At 63.9% G+C, this 18,133-nt stretch carries 14 protein-coding genes, 2 tRNA genes and 3 pseudogenes; 10 read left to right on the top strand and 9 right to left on the bottom strand.

Translation table 11 applies throughout. The features are described from left to right. Positions 1 to 60: 60 nt before the first annotated feature. A tRNA-His gene (locus CCX87_RS10895) sits at positions 61 to 136 on the top strand. A gap of 209 nt (positions 137 to 345) precedes the next feature. On the opposite strand, the pseudogene CCX87_RS10885 reads toward CCX87_RS10895, so the two are convergent. Then, positions 346 to 687 (bottom strand): annotated as a pseudogene (locus tag CCX87_RS10885) (IS66 family transposase); the annotation flags it as partial. A 427-nt stretch (positions 688 to 1,114) separates the two neighbouring features. On the opposite strand from CCX87_RS10885, the gene infA reads away from it, so the two are divergent. Together infA and CCX87_RS10875 are read left to right on the top strand one after the other, a co-directional pair. Further along, positions 1,115 to 1,363, top strand: coding sequence for a translation initiation factor IF-1 (gene infA, locus CCX87_RS10880; RefSeq protein WP_024815327.1), 249 nt, complete (start codon positions 1,115 to 1,117; stop codon positions 1,361 to 1,363). Between the two features lie 95 nt (positions 1,364 to 1,458). After that, positions 1,459 to 1,535 (top strand) — tRNA-Pro (locus CCX87_RS10875). A 380-nt stretch (positions 1,536 to 1,915) separates the two neighbouring features. Here the strand turns inward: CCX87_RS10875 and CCX87_RS21650 are convergent. Then, a pseudogene (locus tag CCX87_RS21650) lies at positions 1,916 to 2,236 on the bottom strand (hypothetical protein); the annotation flags it as partial. 48 nt (positions 2,237 to 2,284) lie between these two features. Between CCX87_RS21650 and CCX87_RS10865 the strand changes: the two are divergent. The 3 genes and pseudogenes from CCX87_RS10865 to CCX87_RS10855 all read left to right on the top strand — a co-directional run bounded on the left by CCX87_RS10865 (position 2,285) and on the right by CCX87_RS10855 (position 5,318). Beyond that, the gene (locus CCX87_RS10865) at positions 2,285 to 3,838 is read left to right on the top strand and encodes a TonB-dependent receptor domain-containing protein (protein WP_335622356.1); all 1,554 of its coding nucleotides are present in this window, start codon (positions 2,285 to 2,287) and stop codon (positions 3,836 to 3,838) included. Beyond that, a pseudogene (locus CCX87_RS10860) lies at positions 3,775 to 3,912 on the top strand (GMC oxidoreductase); the annotation flags it as partial. The gene CCX87_RS10865 and the pseudogene CCX87_RS10860, both read left to right, overlap by 64 nt. A gap of 335 nt (positions 3,913 to 4,247) precedes the next feature. Then, entirely contained in the window at positions 4,248 to 5,318 is a 1,071-nt protein-coding gene (locus CCX87_RS10855; RefSeq protein WP_087746234.1) for a DUF6352 family protein, read from the top strand. Between the two features lie 100 nt (positions 5,319 to 5,418). Here CCX87_RS10855 and putA read toward each other — a convergent pair whose 3' ends face one another. Further along, entirely contained in the window at positions 5,419 to 9,180 is a 3,762-nt protein-coding gene (gene putA / locus CCX87_RS10850; RefSeq protein ID WP_087746232.1) for a trifunctional transcriptional regulator/proline dehydrogenase/L-glutamate gamma-semialdehyde dehydrogenase, read from the bottom strand. A gap of 127 nt (positions 9,181 to 9,307) precedes the next feature. Between putA and CCX87_RS10845 the strand changes: the two genes are divergently transcribed. The 3 genes from CCX87_RS10845 to rlmD all read left to right on the top strand — a co-directional run bounded on the left by CCX87_RS10845 (position 9,308) and on the right by rlmD (position 11,680). After that, positions 9,308 to 9,781 (top strand): Lrp/AsnC ligand binding domain-containing protein, encoded by a 474-nt coding sequence (locus CCX87_RS10845; RefSeq protein WP_087746230.1) that lies wholly within the window; start codon positions 9,308 to 9,310, stop codon positions 9,779 to 9,781. Between the two features lie 81 nt (positions 9,782 to 9,862). Next, positions 9,863 to 10,156, top strand: coding sequence for a hypothetical protein (locus tag CCX87_RS10840; protein ID WP_087748295.1), 294 nt, complete (start codon positions 9,863 to 9,865; stop codon positions 10,154 to 10,156). Positions 10,157 to 10,216: 60 nt separating this feature from the next. Next, a complete protein-coding gene (rlmD, locus tag CCX87_RS10835) occupies positions 10,217 to 11,680 on the top strand; it encodes a 23S rRNA (uracil(1939)-C(5))-methyltransferase RlmD (protein ID WP_087746227.1) in 1,464 nt (487 codons plus the stop codon). Positions 11,681 to 11,744: 64 nt separating this feature from the next. Here rlmD and CCX87_RS10830 read toward each other — a convergent pair whose 3' ends face one another. The 6 genes from CCX87_RS10830 to CCX87_RS10805 all read right to left on the bottom strand — a co-directional run bounded on the left by CCX87_RS10830 (position 11,745) and on the right by CCX87_RS10805 (position 15,976). Beyond that, complete coding sequence (locus CCX87_RS10830; protein WP_087746224.1) at positions 11,745 to 12,116, bottom strand: hypothetical protein; 372 nt, start codon at positions 12,114 to 12,116, stop codon at positions 11,745 to 11,747. Positions 12,117 to 12,369: 253 nt separating this feature from the next. Continuing rightward, positions 12,370 to 13,155, bottom strand: a complete 786-nt coding sequence (locus CCX87_RS10825) for a foldase protein PrsA (protein ID WP_087746222.1) — start codon at positions 13,153 to 13,155, stop codon at positions 12,370 to 12,372. A gap of 67 nt (positions 13,156 to 13,222) precedes the next feature. Continuing rightward, positions 13,223 to 13,483 carry a BolA family protein gene (locus CCX87_RS10820; RefSeq protein ID WP_087746220.1) on the bottom strand — a complete coding sequence of 87 codons (261 nt, stop codon included), beginning with the start codon at positions 13,481 to 13,483 and terminating at the stop codon, positions 13,223 to 13,225. A 13-nt stretch (positions 13,484 to 13,496) separates the two neighbouring features. After that, positions 13,497 to 14,036, bottom strand: a complete 540-nt coding sequence (locus CCX87_RS10815) for a septation protein A (RefSeq protein WP_087746218.1) — start codon at positions 14,034 to 14,036, stop codon at positions 13,497 to 13,499. A 45-nt stretch (positions 14,037 to 14,081) separates the two neighbouring features. Then, the gene (msrB, locus tag CCX87_RS10810; protein WP_087746216.1) at positions 14,082 to 14,495 is read right to left on the bottom strand and encodes a peptide-methionine (R)-S-oxide reductase MsrB; all 414 of its coding nucleotides are present in this window, start codon (positions 14,493 to 14,495) and stop codon (positions 14,082 to 14,084) included. Further along, positions 14,492 to 15,976 carry a protein adenylyltransferase SelO gene (locus CCX87_RS10805; protein ID WP_087746214.1) on the bottom strand — a complete coding sequence of 495 codons (1,485 nt, stop codon included), beginning with the start codon at positions 15,974 to 15,976 and terminating at the stop codon, positions 14,492 to 14,494. Before CCX87_RS10805 ends, msrB begins: the two co-directional genes overlap by 4 nt. Positions 15,977 to 16,402: 426 nt before the next feature. On the opposite strand from CCX87_RS10805, the gene CCX87_RS10800 reads away from it, so the two are divergent. After that, complete coding sequence (locus CCX87_RS10800) at positions 16,403 to 18,046, top strand: 3-(methylthio)propionyl-CoA ligase (RefSeq protein WP_087746212.1); 1,644 nt, start codon at positions 16,403 to 16,405, stop codon at positions 18,044 to 18,046. Positions 18,047 to 18,133: the final 87 nt, after the last annotated feature.

Here is an 18,133-nt window from a genome sequence, read left to right as displayed (position 1 = left end):
GGAAATTTGACAAATATTTGCGTGAATCCCGGTATTTTCGGGCTATAATTCAAAGCTACGGTGGCTGTAGCTCAGTTGGTAGAGTCCAGGATTGTGATTCCTGTTGTCGTGGGTTCGAGCCCCATCAGCCACCCCAAGAAACGCTAGTAAAAACAAGGACCTTCGGGTCCTTGTTTCGTTTCAGGGGTATCGAAAGCGCGGAGCGCGACGCGCAGTTCGACGACGACAAGATGCGCAGTGCAGGCATTCGACTGATCTACACGTCTAGCACTGCGACGCTCGCTGGGGTCAAGGACGGTATTCTGCTGGAGCTGGGGTTCGACGGCACGGCGCTGAATCGTTCGGTCACGATCTCGTCCTGGGCTCTGGATGTGGCCATGGCCCGTGGGGTGGCCTTGTACGTGGGCAGCCGAGATAGGCGTACGGGTCGTGCCCGTTCATGCGCGCTGACTGGATCAGGCTCATCACGGCGGCGGCCCGCTGGCCCGCGCGCAGGCTTTCTGCGAATAACCAATGCGAGCGCCCGAGGGCAATGGGTCGGATCTGGTTCTCGATCCAGTTATTGTCCGCCGGTAATTGCGGGTCATAGACAAAGCGCGTTAGCGCTATCCATCGTTTGAGGCTGTGGTCCAGCGCCTTGGCCGAGTTGCCCGCCACCTGCTGGCGCTGCAGCAACATCCACTGGTACGGGTCTGATGGCTGGGCCGCTCGCTCGCTGGCTGGCGTCTGTTTGGCTGCGGGCGATTGGACGGGCAACACCTTGAAAGGGGTGCGGCTAACAGCTCGTGGGCATCGTTACCCAGGCGGAGCTGGTGCGCGCACTGGTCGGCACCATGCACATTCTGAAAGAAGGAGCTGTGGTCCCTGTCGCACCGTTTGGTGCAGCAGCATAGGCAGGATGGGGACATCACGCTACAATCGACAAGCTCATGCACAGCGCCTCGCCTGTCCATTGAAGCCGTCTCCCCGGCCTCTTTTCTGATCTGCGCCCCGTGTGCAGCGACTCTCCCGCCCGCAAAGCACCGTGCTCCGAGCCTCAGAAGGCACGGCGGCGGTTGTGGATGCACGATGTGCTGGCGCACCAACCACAGAATATTGTTTTTAAGAGATAACCATGGCCAAAGAAGAACTGATTGAAATGCAAGGCTCCGTGACGGAAGTTTTGCCGGACTCGCGTTTTCGCGTCACCCTGGAAAACGGCCACCAATTGATTGCCTATACCGGGGGAAAAATGCGTAAGCACCACATCCGCATCCTGGCGGGCGACAAAGTGTCGCTGGAGCTGTCGCCCTACGACCTCACCAAGGGCCGCATTACGTTCCGCCATCTGGCTGGTCGTGGCCCGGGGCCCTCCAGTCGCTGATGCATCAAAAAGTGGGTTCTATCGCAGGAAAGACATAAAAAAGAAATGTGACAGATATCAAACCCGTTCGATTTACGGGATAGAATAAGAGCTGTCGGAGCGTAGCGCAGCCTGGTAGCGCATCTGCTTTGGGAGCAGAGGGTCGCGAGTTCGAATCCCGCCGCTCCGACCATTGTTCAAAGGACTTGCAGCATATGCTGCAAGTCCTTTTTTTGTTGGTGCGCTCAGTATGGGCGCACGCCTGCCCACACTGACGGTCGAGTGACTGCACTGGCTGCTCGATGGCATTGACTTGTCGGTCACACAGCGACACCCGCAGCCTTGCCGCGCGAGGTGGTGCGTCACGAACTGCCCGAGTTTGAGCGCGTCTGCCCGCACGACGGGGTCGTCCTGCCCCCTTACATTTCCCGTTGCGTATTGCCAAGACCACCGGCCGCATTGGACCACGGGCCAGGGAGCGCAGGCCAAAGCCATTGCCACTACTGACTGTGCCGCGTTCGGTTGCGCGTGAACAGGCCAGGGCTGAACGTGCTTAAGGTAGTGCCATGGTGTTCAGATACGAAGTGCCGACACGGACTGATGCTGCTGATGTGGGACAGAACCGCGATGGCGAATGTTGAAGTGGCTCATCTTGCGCTTGACGCCGCGCGGGTTGGAGCGCCCGCGACTGCTCACGCAGCGGCCTGCGGAGATTTTCTTGGGCATCGCATCGCGCCAGGCCGCTCGCGCCATGAGTTGACGGATTGCGAAGTGCGCTAGCAGCCCCTACAACTCCTGCTGGACCAACTCCGGCGTTTTGCTGCGCAGCACCGTGCTGTTGGCGCGCAGGTGCGTCTTGAACTCGTTGAACACCCCCTCGATCTCCCACCGCTCCCCCTGTGCCAGCAAGGCCTGCTGGCCGATAGCGTTCTAAAATTTGACATGTCCATATTTCATATGCCTGCCTCGGCCCACACTGTGGCTACCTTGCTGGGCGCTTGTGCGCTCAACGCAATGTTGTCCCCCTCAGCGGCCGCAAACGAGACACTAGAGGTGCCGCGCCTGGAAACGGTGGAGGTGCGTTCGGCGACAGGCTCTTCCAGCCTGCAGGCACTGCCCACTTCCGCCACCGTGCTTGACGGCGAGCAAATCCGTGACCGCCAGTTGCAGATCAATCTGTCGGAGAGTCTGGCGAGCGTGCCTGGACTGCAGATCAACAATCGGCAGAACTATGCGCAGGACCTGCAGCTGTCTATCCGCGGCTACGGCGCACGTTCCACCTTTGGCCTGCGCGGGGTGCGCCTGTATGTGGACGGTATCCCTGCCACGATGCCGGATGGGCAAGGCGCTCTCTCGCACATCGACATCGGCAGTCTGGAGCGCATAGAAGTACTGCGTGGCCCGTATTCGGCCTTGTATGGCAACTCGGCCGGTGGTGTGGTCAGCATGTACACCGAAACTCCAGAAGGCCGTCCTGCGGTGGAGGGCGGTTACTCCGTGGGCAGCAACGGCCTCAAGCGCCTGTCCGCCAAGGCCAGCGGACAGACGGCCCAAGGGCTCAGCTATGTGCTGAGCACCAGCCGGTTTCTGACCGATGGCTATCGCGACCACAGTGCGGCGGACCGCAACATTGCCAACGCCAAGCTGTCTACGGCCATCGGCGAGGACGCGCGCCTGACCATCGTGGTCAACACCATGGAGTCGGATGCGCAGGACCCGCAGGGTCTGGCTTTTGCCGACTGGCAGAAGAATCCGCGCTCAGTCTCCGCCAACACGCTGATCTACAACACTCGCAAGGCGCTGAAGCAGACCCAGGCTGGCGCCACCTATGAACGCACCCTCGACGGCGTCAACAGCCTCGCGCTCATGGTGTATGCCGGTCAGCGCTCCATGGAACAGTACCAGTCGATCCCAGCATTCGCCCAAGCCGCTGCCGGTCACGCGGGCGGCGTGATCGACTTGGCGCGTGACTATATGGGCACGGATGCACGCTGGACAGGCAAGTTTGTGGAGGCTCCCATTCCCGTCATCGTGACCGCCGGCCTGGCCATGGACTACGTGCAGGAAGACCGCAAGGGCTATAAAAATTTCGCGGGAACGCCTTCGGCCCCGACAGCGCTGGGCGTGAAAGGCGGCTTGCGCCGCAATGAAAAGAACACGGTCACCAACATCGACCCCTATGTGCAAGCAACCTGGCAACTGGCCCCCCAATGGAGCCTGGACACCGGCCTGCGCTACAGCCGGGTGAAGTTCAAGTCCGAGGATCGCTATGTTGTACCTGGTAACCCGGACGATACTGGTCAGGTCAGCCACCGCAAGGTGTTGCCCGTCGTGTCGCTGGCCTACAGGCTCACGCCCGACCAGACTTTGTACGCCAGCGTGGGTCGTGGTTTTGAAACCCCGACGTTTGCCGAACTGTCTTACCGCACCGGAAGCTTCGCGTTCGCGGCGTTACCGGCCTGCGGGTTGCGGACGCATCGGTCATCCCCTCATTGATCAGCGGCCACACCATTGCCCCCGCCGTGATGATCGGCGAACGCGCGGCGCAACTGATCCGCAACGCTGCCTGAGAAGCGGTCAGCCATGCCCTGAGCTGGGCACCGGGAAAGTTCATGTTCTGGTGCCCGGCCTCCTCGTAGAGCGCAGCGTCGCCGAAGCAGCCAGAGGTAGATTCTCAACACTGTGTTTCTGTCGAAGCCAGAGCAAGTGAGGGCAGGGCGATGTCATATGAGGATATGGCTAAGAGCCCTTTGCGGCTCTCGTGCTCGTGCGTCGGCACAATGCTTGGCTTGTTTCTTTTTTTGCGCTCCATGACCTGACCCGCGAGGGCGTTCCCTGGGGTCGCGCTATACCCGATGAATACTTTTCTTCCCTGCGCAGCGGTGCCAGCTGGAGGCGCTGCAACATGAATTCGCCCTCCGACTTCTGGCCCTATTGCGGCTTTCAGTCGCTTGCGCGAGACACGCGTGGTTGGCTGTTGCCGACGGACGCGTACTTCCAGTGGATATTGGCCAGGCCCGAACTTGCCTTGGTGCCCGAGTCATGCGCTGCAGAGGTGGCCCTGCACCAGTCTTTGGCCAAGTCGCCATTGCGGCCCGTGGCGCCGCAGGAACTGGTGGCACTGGCGGATGACGACGCACGCGAGAACTACGCCGTATTCCTGCGATTTCGCGATGCGTTGGTGCGCGCGGGCACGCTGGAGGCTTTCTATCTGCAGCTCATGCGCAGCGGGGCGGTGAATGTGCCGGCCGTGTTCATCGATGCCGTGGTGCAGGCGCTGCTGCGTAACCTGCTCGACAACTGCAATGACGCCTTCGAAGCCCGCGCCGCCGAAATGCTGTTTCGGCCTCAGCGCATCACCTTGCACGAGGGGCAGATGCTCGCGGGCGACCGCGCCACGCTGGACATGCTCAACGAAACCGCGGGCCTGGGCGACATGGGGCGCCTTTTGCTGGAAAGCGGTGCGCTGCAGCCGACAGCGCAGGTTCAGGTGCTGGCCGCCGACAACGCTGGCCAGTATTGGCAGGCGAGTGATCGCCACCACTTTCTGCTCGACCTGACCCACGAGTTGACGCAAGACCTGAGCCATGGATTGACGCTCAAGATGACCCGCGCCCGATCAGGCCTGAAGGCGCTGGCGCGGGTATTGGAGCGCTGGGTGGCCCACCTGCTGGGCGTGCAAGTGCAAATTGAGCCCGTGCACCAGGTCACCGACAGTGCGTGGCGCTGGCATGTGGGGCTGGATGTGGAGTCCACCGCCATCCTCAATGACCTGTACCAGGACCGGCCGGTGGATGCCGAACGCATGGCGCGTCTGGTGAGCTTGTTCACGCTGACCTTTGTCAACCCGGCCGAAATGCGGGCCGATGTGGCGGGCAAACCGGTGTATCTGGGGCTGGCGACCAGTGCCGAGGGCGTGGTGCGCATCAAGCCGCAGAACCTGTTGCTCAATCTGCCGCTGGCATCGGCATTTTGATTGCTATTTAATCAATAGCTGCTAGCCCATGCTTAGTAAGCGCTAGAGGCTAGTTTGATTCAAATTTCTCTACGATGACTGGCCGTCCGGTGCTGGATGCTCATCCCATCGTCATCAGGCTCGCATTGCCTCCGGCTGCTGCTGTGTTCACGCTGAGTGCCCGCTCGATGAGCAGGCGCTCCAGCGGGATGTCCGTGGCTCCGGGTTGCAGCGCGGTCACGCCCACGATGGGCCCGGCGCGGCGGGCGAGGGCGGTGCACACGGCCTGCAGCGATGGGGCGTCGCCATGGTGCAGCACGGCGTCTAACTCCAAAGTGCTGTCGTTCAGTGTGTTGTCCTGCAGCATGACCTGCGCTTGCACCAGCATGGGCAATTGCGTGCGCAGGCTGGTTTGGTCGGTAGGCCACAGGGCCGTGCCGCCGCTGGCGAGCACGGCGGCGGTCTGCACCAGCAGGTCGTCCACACTTTGCGCCAGGCACAGCACGCGGGCGCGTGGGGCCAGGGTGTAGACATTGCGCTCGCCCGTGGGGCCGGGCAGGGTGCGGGCAGTGCCGCTTTGGGTTTGCTGGGCAAACCGCTGGCAGGTGCTGGCCAAGTTCGCATTGCCTTGTTGCTGCGCCCATTGCTGCAGGGTGGTCAGGGGCGCCAGCAGGCGCGCGCGCACAGCATCTTCGGGCGGTGTGGCGCGGTCGGCTTCGGCAAAGGTGCGTGCCAGCGCATCGGCCGGGCGCTGCGACAGCAGGCGCAGCAGGTACAGCGGACCGCCCGCCTTGGGGCCCGTGCCGGACAGGCCTTCGCCGCCAAACGGCTGCACGCCCACCACGGCGCCCACCATGTTGCGGTTCACGTACACATTGCCGGCATGGGCGCGGTTCACCACGCGGGCAATGGTTTCGTCGATGCGGGTGTGCACGCCCTGGGTCAGGCCGTAGCCGGTGGCGTTGATCTGGTTCAGCAGTTGGTCCAGGTCATTGCGGGCGTAGCGCACCAGGTGCAGCACGGGGCCGAAGACTTCGCGCTGCAGCTCGCCAATGTGGTTCAGATCGATCAGCGTGGGCGGCACAAAGGTGCCCTGTGCGCTGGCAGCCGACACATGGTTCGGGTGCTGGAACACGCGGTGGCCTTGGGCCTTGAACTTTTCGATGTGCTGGACGATGCCTGTCTGGGCTTCGGCGTCGATGACGGGGCCCACGTCCACGCGCAGTTCGGCGGGGTTGCCCACGCGCAGCTCGCCCATGGCGCCTTGCAGCATCTCGACCACGCGGTCGGCGGCTTCTTCCTGCACGCACAGCACGCGCAGGGCGGAGCAGCGCTGGCCGGCGCTGTCAAAGGCGGACGACACGGCATCGCCCACCACTTGTTCGGCCAGGGCGGACGAGTCCACGATCATCGCGTTTTGCCCGCCGGTTTCGGCAATCAGCGGAATGGGGCGGCCTGCGGCGTCGAGCCGACCCGCCACGGCGCGCTGCAGGATGCGCGCCACTTCGGTGGAGCCGGTGAACATCACGCCCATCACGCGCTCATCGCCAATCAAACGCGCGCCCACGGTTTCGCCCTGGCCGGGCAGCAGTTGCACTGCCGCGCGCGGCACGCCAGCCTGCCACAGCAGGCGCACGGCCTCGGCGGCGATCAGCGGGGTTTGTTCGGCGGGCTTGGCCAGCACGGGGTTGCCTGCGGCCAGCGCGGCAGCCACCTGGCCCATGAAGATGGCGAGCGGGAAGTTCCAGGGGCTGATGCAGGCCACCGGGCCCAGCGGGAGGTGGGTGGCGTTGTCGAAGGTGCTTTGCACCTGGGCGGCGTAGTAGCGCAAGAAGTCCACGGCTTCGCGCACTTCGGCCACGGCGTTGCTGGCGCTTTTGCCCGCTTCACGCATCAGCAGGCCCAGCAGGGGCTGCATGCGCTCTTCCAGCAGGTCGGCGGTGCGCAGCAGGGCCGCTGCGCGCTCGGCGGGCAGCGTGGCGGCCCAGGGGGCGGCGGCGGCCTGGGCGTGGGCCAGGGCCTGGTCCACGTCGGCGGTGGTGGCCTCTTGCACCTGGCCCACCACATAGCTGTGGTCGGCGGGGTTGCGCACGGGCTGGGTGAGGCCTGCGGGTGCATCGGCGCCCAGCAGGGGCGCTGCCGTCCAGGCGTGGCCAGCCGTGGCTTGCAGGGCAGCGGTCAGTGCGGTCAGCGTGTTTTCGTTCGATAGGTCCAGCCCGCGTGAATTGGTGCGGTGCGTGCCATACAGGCCCTGGGGCGTGGCAATGCGGGGGTGGGGCAGGCCAGCGGTGCCTTCCAGCGCAGCTTGCTGGTCCACCACTTGCACGGGGCTCTTTACCAGCTCATCCAGTGCAATCGTCTCGTCGGCAATGCGGTTCACGAACGAGGTGTTGGCGCCGTTTTCCAGCAGGCGGCGCACCAGATAGGCCAGCAGGGTTTCGTGCGTGCCCACGGGGGCGTAGATGCGGCACGGGCGCCCCAATTTACCGGCGGTGATGGCGCCCACCACCTGCTCATACAGGGGTTCGCCCATGCCGTGCAGGCACTGGAACTCGTACTGACCCGCGTAGTAGTTGCTGCCCGCCAGTTGGTAGATGGTGGCCACCGTCTCGGCGTTGTGCGTGGCGAACTGGGGGTACACGGCCTCGGGCGCGGCTAGCAGTTTCTTGGCGCAGGTGATGTACGAAATGTCGGTGTGCACCTTGCGGGTGTAGACGGGGTAGTCCTCCAGGCCTTCGACCTGGGCGCGCTTGATTTCGCTGTCCCAGTAGGCGCCCTTGACCAGGCGCACCATCAGGCGGCGCTGGGTGCGGCGGGCCAGGTCGACCACGTAGTCGATGACGAACGGGCAGCGCTTTTGGTAGGCCTGGATGACAAAGCCAATGCCGTTCCAGCCCGCCAGGGTGGGCTCGTGGCACAGGCGCTCCAGCAGGTCCAGCGACAGCTCCAGGCGGTCGGTTTCTTCGGCGTCGATGTTCAGGCCAATGTCGTACTGCTTGGCCAGGGCCGTGAGGCGCAACACCAGCGGGTACAGCTCGTCCATCACGCGGCCAAACTGTGCGCGGCTGTAGCGCGGGTGCAGGGCCGAGAGCTTGATGGAGATGCCCGGCCCTTCGTAGATGCCGCGCCCGGCAGAGGCCTTGCCAATCGCGTGGATGGCCTGCTCGTACGAGGCGTAGTAGTGCTTGGCGTCTTCGCTGGTCAGCGCGGCTTCGCCCAGCATGTCGTACGAATAGCGAAAGCCCTCGGCTTCCATCGTGCGGGCGTTGCGCAGGGCTTCGTCAATGGTCTCGCCTGTCACAAACTGCTCGCCCATCATGCGCATCGCCATGTCCACGCCCTTGCGGATCAGGGGCTCGCCGCCCTTGCCGATCAGGCGGCCCAGCGATGCCCCCAGGCTGCCCTCGCTGTGCGTGGCCACCAGCTTGCCGGTGATGAGCAGGCCCCAGGTGGCGGCGTTGACGAAGAGCGAGGGGCTCTTGCCCAGGTGGGCATCCCACTGGCCGTGGCTGATCTTGTCGCGGATGAGCGCATCGCGCGTGGCCTTGTCGGGGATGCGCAGCAGTGCCTCGGCCAGGCACATCAGCGCCACGCCTTCTTGCGACGACAGCGAGAACTCCTGCAGCAAGCCCTGCACCAGGCCAGCCCGGCCGGCGCTGGCCTTGCGCTCGCGCAGAGCCCTGGCAATGCGCAGCGCCAGTTGCTGCGACGCCGTGGCCAGCTCTTGCGGCAGGCGGGCCTGGGCCAGCAGGGGGGCCAGGGCCTCGGGCTCGGGGCGGCGGTAGGCGGCGGTGATGGCTGCGCGCAGCGGGTTGCTCAGCGGCGTGCGGGGCGCGAAGTCGGCAAATGGAGCGGAGGGCTGGGCGTTGGTCTGCTGCGTCATGGCGGTGTCTTTCGGTGGTTTGGAGGGCCAAACAAGGGGTTCGGCGCGTTACTGGCGATGATCCTTGGGTTGTTGATGAATAAATGGTCGAAAATTGGCCTTATCAACGAATAAATTACTAATCAAAATGCAAACAGAACCCGATCTGGGCCGCATTGACCGCAAGATCCTGTCAATCCTGCAGGAGGACGGGCGCATTGCCAATCTCAAGCTGGCCGAGGCAGTAGCCCTGTCGCCCACGGCCGTGCTGGCGCGGGTGCAGCGCCTCACGCGCGATGGCTTCATCCTGGGCTACGAGGCGCGGCTCAACCCCCTGAAGCTGGGCGCGGGCATGCTGGTGTTTGTGGAGGTGCTGCTGGACCGCACCACGCCCAATGTGTTCGACCAGTTCAAGGCCGCCGTGCAGGTGCACCCCGAGATCATGGAATGCCACATGGTGGCAGGTGGGTTCGACTACCTGCTCAAGACGCGATCTGCCGACATGAACGCCTACCGCGTGTTTGCGGGCAATGTGCTGTGGCAACTGCCGGGTGTGCGCGAGACGCGCACCTATGCGGTGATGGAGGAGGTCAAGCACACCAACCACCTGCACCTGCGGTGATGTTGGGATGCCGGGTGGGCGTTGACTGAGGGGCATCGCCGCATAATGGCTGCACATTCCAGCCAGAGCGAGGAGAAGACCATGTCCATGTTGCCCTATGCCGCCATTGCCTTGGCGGGCGCCTTTGCCAGCCAGTCTGCGGCAGCCGCCTGCTATCGGGTGTATGCCCCCAATCAGGAGATTGTTTACCGGGCGTCCACGCCGCCGGTGGACATGTCGCGCGAAATCCATGAAACCCTGCCCCGGGTGGCTCCGGGCGGCACGCTGGTTTTCTCTTTGGATGAGCAGGGCTGCGAAATCACCATCAACAAGCTGCCGCTGACCGCTGTGTCAGCGCCCGGTGGCATGCGGCCCGCGCGCGCGGACCGGGGCTGATCCGCACGCGCTCTGCGCCGGCATGGTCGGTGGGCGTGCCGCGCCTGAGACAATCGGGGGATGAGCGAACCGAAAGAACTATCCCCCTCGTTTGAACCGACCGAGCAAAACTCCCAAGGCGATCTGCCCGAGGGCTGGCTGCAGGTGCAGTCCATGGACCTCGACGCCCAGGGCGTGGCCCGCAAGCCCGACGGCAAGGTCGTTTTCATCGACGGTGCCCTGCCATTCGAGCTGGTCACCGCCAACACCCACCGCAAAAAGAACAACTGGGAGCAGGCCAGCCTGGTGGCGATCCACCGCGAATCGTCGCAACGCGTGCGCCCCGGCTGCCCGCACTTTGGCTTGCATGCCGGCGCCTGCGGCGGCTGCAAGATGCAGCACCTGCACATCGGCGCCCAGGTGGCCGTCAAGCAGCGGGTGCTCGAAGACAACCTCTGGCACCTGGGCAAGGTCAAGGCCGAGACGGTTCTGCGCCCCATCGAAGGCCCGGCCTGGGGCTACCGTTATCGTGCCCGGCTGTCGGTGCGCCATGTGATCAAGAAGGGCCAGGTGCTGATTGGTTTTCATGAGCGCAAGAGCCGCTATGTGGCCGACATGCAGCAATGCCCCGTGCTGCCGCCCCATGTGGACGCCATGCTGATGCCCTTGCGCGCGCTGATTGCCGGCATGGATGCGCGCGATACCTGCCCGCAGATCGAGCTGGCCTGCGGCGACACCGTGACCGCCCTGGTGCTGCGCCACCTGGAGCCCCTGAGCGCGGGCGACATCGCCCAGCTGCGCGCCTTTGCGGCCGAGCACCATGTGCAATGGTGGCTGCAGCCCAAGGGGCCTGACACCGTGAAGCTGCTGGATGAAGGTGGTGAGCAGTTGTCGTACGCACTGCCCGATTTCGGCATCACCATGCCCTTCAAGCCCACCGACTTCACCCAGGTGAACCCGCACATCAACCGCGTGCTGGTGTCGCGCGCGCTGCGCCTGCTGGACGTGCAGCCGCACGAGCGCGTGATCGACTGGTTCTGCGGCCTGGGCAACTTCACGCTGCCCCTGGCCACGCAGGCGCGCGAGGTGCTGGGCATTGAGGGCAGCGAGGCGCTGGTAGCCCGTTCGCGCGAGAACTATGCATTGAATCAGGCTGTAGCGCATGACCATAAAGCGCTTGCAGCTACAAATTTTGTAGTGCGTAATCTGTTCGAAATGACCCCTGAGATGCTGGTGGCCGACGGCGCGGCCGACAAGTGGCTGGTCGATCCGCCCCGCGAAGGCGCTTTTGCGCTGGCCAAGGCACTGGCCGACATCGAGCAGTCGCGCATCGGCGCCGAAGGTGCGGGCCCCTTGCCTGCAGGGGCCGAAGGCTGGACGCCGCCGAAACGCATCGTGTACGTGAGCTGCAACCCCGCCACGCTGGCGCGCGATGCCGGGCTGCTGGTGCATCTGGCCGGCTACCGGTGCACGGCGGCTGGCATGGTGAACATGTTTCCCCACACGGCGCATGTGGAGAGCATGGCGGTATTTGAGCGGGATTGAGGCACGGCGCGGGCTGGAGGGCTTGCCATCCCCTGGCCGGCTTTTGCTGCGCTGCAGCCGGGCGTCAGCTGCGGCTGCGGCCGGTAGCGGCGTCGCTGGGTTCGGTTTCGATGTCGGTGGCGCGTTCGCTGCGTTCCGGCTTGTCTATCTTGCCGAGCACCGAGGGCGTGCCCTCGATCTTGTTTTCGCGCATGTAGCCGTCCATGTCCTTCCAGCCGGCAAACACCGAGGCCTTGGCGGCCTTGGGGTTGAGCGTGTAGCAGTCTTCCAGCCCCCGCAGCGCATGGCGGCAGGCGCCGCCGATGGCTTGGGCCTCGGCTTCGCGCTGGGCAATGCGCGGGTCAGGGCCCAGGCCGGGAATCTCGCAACCGGCCAGCAGCAAAACGGCTGAAGCAGCAAGCAGGCGCAGTGTGGTGGAAGAGGGGAATGGATGCATGTACTTGCATTATCGACACGCCCGCCGCGCAATGGAGGGTTGATCTCGGTAACCAGGCAAGAAAAAAGGCTCCCTGGGGGCTGATCGCTTACACGCTGCGGAGGCGATGGATGCGTCTGATGGCCGAGCATGAAGGGTTGCGCCGACCCGCCAACGAAAAAATGCCAGTCAGTGGGTTAACTGACTGGCATTGGCCCTTGGGCGCGTTTTTCTGGATCCGCCGGCGTTCAAGGCGGATGCCGCTACGGCCTTTTTATTCCACCTTGGCCTTGGCGCGCAGATCTTCCTGGAACTTCGCCAGCTTCTGCTGCTGCAACTGTTGCGCCACCTGGGGCTTGACCTCGTCCAGCTTGGGCAACTGGGCCTGGCGCGTATCGTCCAGACGGATCACATGCCAGCCAAACTGGCTTTTCACGGGGGTGTCGGTCATCTTGCCCTTGCTGAGCTTGATCAGGGCTTCGGTGAATTCGCTCACGTAGCTGGCGGGGTTGGCCCAGTCCAGATCGCCACCCTTGGCGCCAGAGCCAGGGTCCTTGGATTGCTTCCTGGCGATATCTTCAAACTTGGCGCCCTTCTTGATGGACGCGATGATGGCCTTGGCATCGGCTTCCTTGTCTACCAGGATGTGGCTGGCCTTGTATTCCTTGCCGCTGTTGGCTGCCGCGAATTTGTCGTATTCGGCCTGGATTTCGGCGTCGGTAACGGGGTTTTTCTTCTGGAAGTCGGCGAACAGTTCGCGGATCAGAATGGTCTGGCGGGCCAGTTCCATTTGCGCCTTGTATTCGGCCGAGGCTTCGAGGCCGCGCTTTTGTGCTTCTTGCAGGAAGATTTCGCGGGCGATCACTTCTTCCTTGATCTGACCTTCCATTTCGGGCGTCACGGGGCGACCGGACCGCTCTACCTGCTGGCGCAGGACTTCGGCGCGCTCTTTGGGCACGGCCTTGCCATTCACGATGGCAATGTTCTGGGCGGATACGGGCAGGGCCATCGTGCCCAGCACGGCAGCGGCCACGAGGCCGGACAGGAGCTGTTTCTTCATGCGGAATCCAAAAAATGAGAAGGTGGTTGCTGGCTGAAGGCCAGCAACCCGAAAGATGGTGGCGGGCTCAGAGAACTTCAATGGCGATGGCGTGAACGCCCTGGTCAATAAATTCTTGCAGCGCATCATACACAAGGCGATGTTGCGCCACGCGGCTGCGGCCGGTAAACAAAGGTGACGCAATGCGCACCCGGAAATGGGTGCCGAAACCCGTGCCGTTGGCCCCGGCATGGCCCGCATGGGCGGCGCTTTCGTCGATGACATCCAGGGCGGTGGGCGTAAGCCGGTCCGCCAGGGCTTGGTGCATTTGCTGCGCGAGGGTGGTCATGGAGGGTGTTCCTTCAGGCCGCGGGCTCGTCGCCTTTGAGGTGCGGCGCCACATAGATACCCTGGCCGACCAGGAAGACCAGCGGGAAGATATAGCCCCAGAGCTTGAAATCCATCCAGGCCTCGGTGCTGAAGTTGACGACGACATACGCGTTGACGGCCGACATGAGGGCGCAATAGACGATCCAGGCGACGTTCAGGCGGTGCCACACGCCCTCTGGCAGGGTCATCTGGCTGCCCAGCAGCATCTTGAGGAAATTTTTCTTCAGGGCCCACACCGCCACGGCGAGGGCGATAGACATGGCGCCATACAGCACGGTGGGTTTCCACTTGATGAAGCGATCGTCCTGCAGCACCAGCGTGAGTGTGCCAAACAGAAGTATCAGTGCCAGGGTGAGCTTGTGCAGGGTCTGCAGGCGCCGGTCGATGGCGTAGATCAGGGCCATCTGCACGACCGTGGCTCCCATGAGCACGGCCGTGCCCACATAGATGCCGTACAGCTTGTAGGCCCCGAAGAACAGCAGGATGGGGAAGAAGTCGATGAGAATTTTCATGGGTTCCGTCGCGGGTCGCGGGTCGCGGGTCTCGGGGCGCGAAGTTCAGTCCTTGCCGGATTCGAAATCGAGCGATGCCGAATTCATGCAGTAGCGCAGGCCTGTCGGGGCCGGGCCATCTTCGAACACATGGCCCAGATGTGCCCCGCATTGTGCACATACGGTTTCGGTGCGCACCATGCCATGGCTGCGATCGACGATTTCAGCAATGGCGCCGGGCTCTGCCTGCGAGAAGCTGGGCCAGCCGCAGCCGGCATCGAATTTGGTGACCGCATCAAACAACTTGGCACCGCAGCAGATGCAGTGGTAGCTGCCGTCGGCCCAGTGGGCTTCGTATTTGCCGGTAAAGGGGCGCTCGGTGGCCGCATGGCGCGTGACCTGCAAGGCCCCCGGTTCGGCGCCCTTTTCCTGGAGCAGCGCTTGCCATTCGGCGTCGGTTTTCTGGATGGGGAAGCTCATGATGAACAGCTGATTTCTATGGAAGAAGCCCAGTCGGGCGGAAAGTCGGCCCAGGCGTCGTGGCCGGGATGTTCGTCAAACGGATGCTCCAGCAGGCGCTGCAGGGTTTGGAGTTCGGAGAAATCGCCCTGCTTCGCGGCCCGTATGGCCTGCTCGCCCAGGTGGTTGCGCAGCACATACTTGGGATTGATTTTTAGCATCAAATGTGCCGATAGCGCTTTATCGGTAAGCGCAAGCAGCTCTGAATAAGATAGCAACCACTGGTCCCAGCCAGCCCGGTCAGCAAACAGGTCGCGCACGGCTTCGAAGTGGTTTTGCGCCACGGCGTGCGACAGGCGCCGCCAGAAGATGGTGTAGTCCACGCCGTTTTGGGCTAGCAGCCGCAAGATGGCGTCGATCAACTCGGCGTCGCCGGCACGCTCGGTGGTCAGACCCAGCTTGGCGCGCATGCGGGCCATGAAGTCATCGGAGAAAACACTTTTGTACGACGCGAGCGCCGCCTGGGCCAGTTCTTCGTCACCGATCAGCGGCAGCAGCGCCTGGGCCAGGCAAAACAGGTTCCAGTACGCCACATTGGGCTGGCGGTTGTAGGCGTATCGGCCCTGGGTGTCGCTGTGGTTGCAAACATGGCCGGGCACAAACGCATCCAGGAACTGGAAGGGGCCATAGTCGATCGTCAGGCCCAGGATGCTCATGTTGTCGGTGTTCATCACGCCGTGGCAAAAACCCACGGCCTGCCAGTGGGCCATCAGCGTGGCGGTGCGCTCGCTCACGGCCTGCAGCAAGGCGGCGTAGGCGTTGCCGCCGGGTTGCGGTGTGGTGCGGCAGGCGGGGTAATAACGGTCGATCACATAGTCGGCCAGCGTGCGCAGCTCGTCCAGTTGGCCGCGCGCAGCGAAATGCTCAAAATGGCCGAAACGGACGAAGCTTTGCGCCACCCGGGTCACCACGGCGGCGGTTTCTATTGCTTCGCGGCGCACGGGGGCTGGCGATCCGGTAACGCACAGGGCCCGCGAGGTGGGGACGCCCAGCGCGTGCATGGCTTCGCTGCACAGAAATTCGCGGATGCTTGAGCGCAGCACCGCGCGCCCATCGCCCATGCGTGAATACGGGGTGCGGCCGCTGCCTTTGAGCTGCACTTCCAGCCCGCCCGTGGTTTCGCCCAGCAAGATGGCCCGCCCGTCGCCCAGCTGCCCGGCCCACACGCCAAACTGGTGGCCGCTGTAAACACTGGCCAGGGGGCTGCTGCCCGGCAAACGGGCGTTGCCGGTGAAAACCTGCAGCGCTTCGTCAGAAGCCATCCAGCCGGCATCCAGGGCCAGCAAATCCGCCACGTTGGTGCTGGTCCCGATCCAGTGCGGCTGGGGCAGGGGGGTGGGTTGCAACGCAGTAAAGAATGCGGGGCCCAGGTTTGCGAATCCCCCCTGACCAGTCAGATCCAGAGGCGAGGCGGTAGCAGTGCGGGCGGCAAGCGGGTTCATCGCTGCATTGTCTCGCAGCCGCGATGCCCCGGCGCCCGCAGGGCCTTGCCTGCGCTGGCCTTTGGGGCAGTGTGGCTCCGCCCTTTTGTTGGGCCCTGCGGTTGGGGGCGGCTGCATCGGCCGTTGGGGTCAGCCGGTATCTGGCGCGGCATTGCCGGCAGCATTGTTTGACCCCTGTGGACGGCCGCCAGAGGGTGATGAAACCCTCTGCCCCTGTCAGGCGCGCGACACGGGGTGGGCACGTTGGTGGGCGCCGTGGCACGCCGCGCGGGGCGCGGGGCGCACGCAGGCTCGCATCCCGGCGGGTTGGCCCTATGTGCGGTGGTGGCAGGGGATCGGTCGCCGGGCCGGGCCGCAAGACCGGTTGCCTGGCCCCTGCCACGGTAGGATAAGAACTCCAACCAACACAATATTCAAGGAGCGCACATGCTGGGTCTGATGCAAAGTCAACCACTGCTGATTTCTACGCTGATCGAGTTTGCCGAGCGGCACCACGGCGATGCAGAAATCGTTTCCCGCAGGGTGGAGGGAGACATCCATCGCTACACCTACCGCGACCTTGCCCGGCGTGCCAGGCAGCTGGCCAATGTGCTGGACGGCATGAAGCTGCAGTTCAGCGACCGCGTGGCCACGCTGGCCTGGAACGGCTACCGCCACATGGAGATGTACTTTGGCGTAAGCGGATCGGGCCGCGTGCTGCACACCGTCAACCCGCGCCTGCACCCCGATCAGATTGCCTGGATCGTCAACCATGCAGAGGACCAGGTGATGTGCTTTGACATCACCTTCCTGCCGCTGGTGCAGGCGGTGCATGCGCGCTGCCCCACGGTCCAGAAGTGGGTGGCCCTGTGCGATGCCGACAAGCTGCCGGAGGACACGGGCATTCCGGGGCTGGTGAGCTACGAGGCGTGGATTGGCGGCGCCTCCAGCGACTACGCCTGGCCCGTGTTTGACGAAAACTCGGCATCGAGCATGTGCTACACGAGCGGCACCACCGGCAACCCCAAGGCGGCGCTCTACAGCCATCGCTCGACCACCTTGCATGCTTATGCGGCCGCATTGCCCGATGTGATGAACCTCTCGGCGCGCGACGCGGTGCTGCCCGTGGTGCCAATGTTCCACGTCAATGCCTGGGGCATTCCTTATTCGGCGCCGCTCACCGGTTGCAAGCTGGTGTTTCCGGGGCCGGCGCTCGATGGCAAGTCGGTGTATGAGCTGATCGAATCGGAAGGGGTGACTTTTGCCGCCGGTGTGCCCACGGTCTGGCAGATGCTGCTGAACCACGCCAAGGCTGGCGGCCTGAAATTCAGCACCCTCAATCGCACGGTGATTGGCGGCTCGGCATGCCCGCCCGCCATGATCCATGCCTTTCAGGATGAGTTTGGCGTGTCGGTCCTGCACGCCTGGGGCATGACCGAAATGAGCCCGCTGGGCACGCTGTGCACACTCAAGAACAAGCACCTGGCCTTGCCGCGCGACGAGCAGATGAAGATTCTGCAAAAGCAGGGGCGCGCCATCTGCGGGGTGGACATGAAGATCGTGGACAGCGCCGGTGCCGAGCTGCCCTGGGATGGCAAGACCTACGGCGACCTGCTGGTGAAAGGGCCATGGATCGTGGCCGATTACTACAAGAGCGAAGGCGGCAGCCCCCTGGTTGCGGACGCACAGGGACGCGGCTGGTTTCCCACGGGGGATGTGGCAACGATCGACACCGATGGCTACATGCAGATCACCGACCGCAGCAAGGACGTCATCAAGTCCGGCGGCGAGTGGATCAGCTCGATCGACATCGAGAACATCGCCATGGCGCATCCAGCCGTTGCCATGGCGGCCTGCATCGGCATGCCGCACCCCAAATGGGACGAGCGACCGATCGTTGCGGTGGCGCTCAAACCCGGCGCCCAAGTGAGCCGCGAAGAGTTGCTGTCTTTCTACGAAGGCAAGACTGCCAAGTGGCAGATTCCCGATGATGTGGTGTTTGTTGATGCCATTCCCATCGGTGCCACGGGCAAGATGCTCAAAGCCAAGCTGCGCGAGCAGCTCAAGGACTACCGGCTTCCCGGCCTCTGATCCGGGGCGGATGCGGCGCGGGGGCGCGCCGCATCCATGCCATGCCAGTCGCGCACCAGTCGCCTGCGCGATAGCTGCTAGGGGCAA

Source organism: Acidovorax sp. T1, assembly GCF_002176815.1.
GTDB lineage: Bacteria > Pseudomonadota > Gammaproteobacteria > Burkholderiales > Burkholderiaceae_C > Acidovorax.
Note: the sequence above shows the minus strand (reverse complement) of the source record. Positions and strands in the feature narration are given on the sequence as shown.

Coding starts and splice junctions, on each gene's coding strand:
- infA (WP_024815327.1), top strand. CDS start 1,115: ATGGCCAAAGAAGAACTGATTGAAATGCAAGGCTCCGTGACGGAAGTT.
- CCX87_RS10865 (WP_335622356.1), top strand. CDS start 2,285: ATGTCCATATTTCATATGCCTGCCTCGGCCCACACTGTGGCTACCTTG.
- CCX87_RS10855 (WP_087746234.1), top strand. CDS start 4,248: ATGAATTCGCCCTCCGACTTCTGGCCCTATTGCGGCTTTCAGTCGCTT.
- putA (WP_087746232.1), bottom strand. CDS start 9,180: ATGACGCAGCAGACCAACGCCCAGCCCTCCGCTCCATTTGCCGACTTC.
- CCX87_RS10845 (WP_087746230.1), top strand. CDS start 9,308: ATGCAAACAGAACCCGATCTGGGCCGCATTGACCGCAAGATCCTGTCA.
- CCX87_RS10840 (WP_087748295.1), top strand. CDS start 9,863: ATGTCCATGTTGCCCTATGCCGCCATTGCCTTGGCGGGCGCCTTTGCC.
- rlmD (WP_087746227.1), top strand. CDS start 10,217: ATGAGCGAACCGAAAGAACTATCCCCCTCGTTTGAACCGACCGAGCAA.
- CCX87_RS10830 (WP_087746224.1), bottom strand. CDS start 12,116: ATGCATCCATTCCCCTCTTCCACCACACTGCGCCTGCTTGCTGCTTCA.
- CCX87_RS10825 (WP_087746222.1), bottom strand. CDS start 13,155: ATGAAGAAACAGCTCCTGTCCGGCCTCGTGGCCGCTGCCGTGCTGGGC.
- CCX87_RS10820 (WP_087746220.1), bottom strand. CDS start 13,483: ATGACCACCCTCGCGCAGCAAATGCACCAAGCCCTGGCGGACCGGCTT.
- CCX87_RS10815 (WP_087746218.1), bottom strand. CDS start 14,036: ATGAAAATTCTCATCGACTTCTTCCCCATCCTGCTGTTCTTCGGGGCC.
- msrB (WP_087746216.1), bottom strand. CDS start 14,495: ATGAGCTTCCCCATCCAGAAAACCGACGCCGAATGGCAAGCGCTGCTC.
- CCX87_RS10805 (WP_087746214.1), bottom strand. CDS start 15,976: ATGAACCCGCTTGCCGCCCGCACTGCTACCGCCTCGCCTCTGGATCTG.
- CCX87_RS10800 (WP_087746212.1), top strand. CDS start 16,403: ATGCTGGGTCTGATGCAAAGTCAACCACTGCTGATTTCTACGCTGATC.